Source organism: Halorubrum sp. AJ67, assembly GCF_000513435.1.
Window position 1 is genome coordinate 19000 of sequence record NZ_CBVY010000009.1, and the last position, 1942, is coordinate 20941.

Annotated in this window: 3 pseudogenes; all 3 read left to right on the forward strand. The window is 70.7% G+C overall.

From position 1 onward, the window contains the following. Positions 1–1499, forward strand: a pseudogene (locus BN903_RS09085) (ATP-binding protein); the annotation flags it as partial. Positions 1500–1558: 59 nt separating this feature from the next. Then, positions 1559–1838: pseudogene (gene srp19, locus BN903_RS09090) on the forward strand (signal recognition particle subunit SRP19). A gap of 2 nt (positions 1839–1840) precedes the next feature. Then, positions 1841–1942, forward strand: a pseudogene (locus BN903_RS18745) (H/ACA RNA-protein complex component Gar1); the annotation flags it as partial.

Sequence of the window (1942 nt, forward strand, 5' to 3'; positions counted from 1 at the left end):
CCGGCATGGCGAGCTCGCCGCGGTCAGGTCCGTCGACGAGGCGTATCGGGCCGCTATCGCGGTCGCGGAACAGGTGTTCCCGACGTATCAGAGCGTGGTCGCCGTCCGCGACGGGGAGTGGGTCGAACCGGTGGTGGCGTCCAGCGGGACGCCGGTCGAAGACTGTAACCGGGTCCGCGTCGGGCACCGGGGTGGCGGGGCGGGCGGTTCGGACCGGCGACACGTCGATCGCGCCGAATCCGAACCCGGACAGCCGGTTCGACGCGCCGCTCACCGTTCCGGTCGGCGACGACGTGGTCTTCCAGCTCGCGGCCGACGCCGCCGGCGGGACCGACGAGTTCGACGACGCGGACCGCAGGCTAGCGGAGCTGCTCGGCTCCCACTTGGAGGAGACGCTCGACCGGATCGCCGTCACCGAGACGCTCCGCGCCGAACGCGACAGGCTCCTCGCGCTGTTCACGAACGTCCCGGACCCCGCGATCGCCTACGATTACGCCGACGGCGAGCCGGTCGTCCGGCAGGTGAACGACGCGTTCGAGACGACGTTCGGGTACGAGGCGGATGCCGTTCTCGGCGAGTCCATCGACGAGTTCATCGTCCCGCCCGACGCCGAATCGGAGGCCGACGACCTCAACGACCGCCTCCAGCGCGGCCAGAACGTCCGCCGCGAGGTGACGCGGGTGACCGCGGACGGGCCGCGCCACTTCATCCTCCACGTCATCCCGATCCATCTCGATGCGGCGAACGCGGCCGGCTACGCCATCTACACCGACGTCACCGAACGGCGAGAGCGCGAGGAAATGCTGAGGCGACAGAACGAACGACTCGACGAGTTCGCGTCCATCGTGTCTCACGATCTCCGAAACCCGCTGTCGGTCGCCGAGGGGTACGTCGACCTCGCGCGGGAGACCGGCGATCTGGACCACCTCGACAGGGCCGCCGCCGCCATCACCCGGATGGACGAACTCGTCGCTGACCTCCTGTCGCTTGCCAGACAGGGCCGAGCGGTGGGGGAGACGGAGTCGGTCTCGCTGTCCGACGTCGCGCGCGAGGCGTGGGAGAGCGTCGACACCGACGGTGCGACCCTGACCGTCGAGTCGGACGTGACCCTCGAGGCGAGTCGGACGCGGCTGCGCGAGCTGTTCGAGAACGTCTTCCGAAACAGCGTGGAACACGGTTCCACGGGCAGTCGGGCGGAGCCCGACGACAGCGTCGAACACGGCCGCGACTCCGCGGACGACCCGCTCTCCGTCCGAATGGGGGCGACGCTCCGCGGCGACGACGGCACCGCGGTCGACGGGTTCTACGTCGAGGACGACGGAACCGGCCTCCCGGAGGACGACATCGATCGGGTGTTCGAGAGCGGGTTCACGACCGACGAGTCGGGCACCGGACTCGGGCTCGCCATCAGCAAGCGCATCGCCGAGGCGCACGGCTGGGCGGTCGAGGCCCGCGCCGCCGAGGGAGGCGGGGCCCGGTTCGAGTTCCGCACCGCCTGACCGACGTCCGGCCCGCGGCGGTCCGAAACGACCTTACGCCGCGCGCGAGGGTATCCGGTATGGTCGAGAACGTCGTCTACCCCGCCTACTTCGACGCCGAGCTGTCGCGCTCGGAGGGACGCCGCGTCCCGAGAGATCTGGCGGTCGAAGCGCCGACCGTCGACGAGATCGCGAAGGCCGTCCAGCAGGTCGGCTACGACGCCGTCGTCGAGCGCGACGCCACCTATCCCCGCGAGTTCGACGCCCCGCGGGTCCGTGGCGGTCAGAGGGACCGAGGACACCGCGAAAAACGACCTCGTTCAGGCGATCGCCGCGTACCTCGGCGTCCTGCGGGAGTAACCGTGCGGCGCGTCGGCACCGTCGTCCGCACCGCCGGCGGGTTGGCGATCGCCCGCGGTGACCCCGGAACCAGTCGTGGGAGGCAAGGCACACAGGGGGATAGG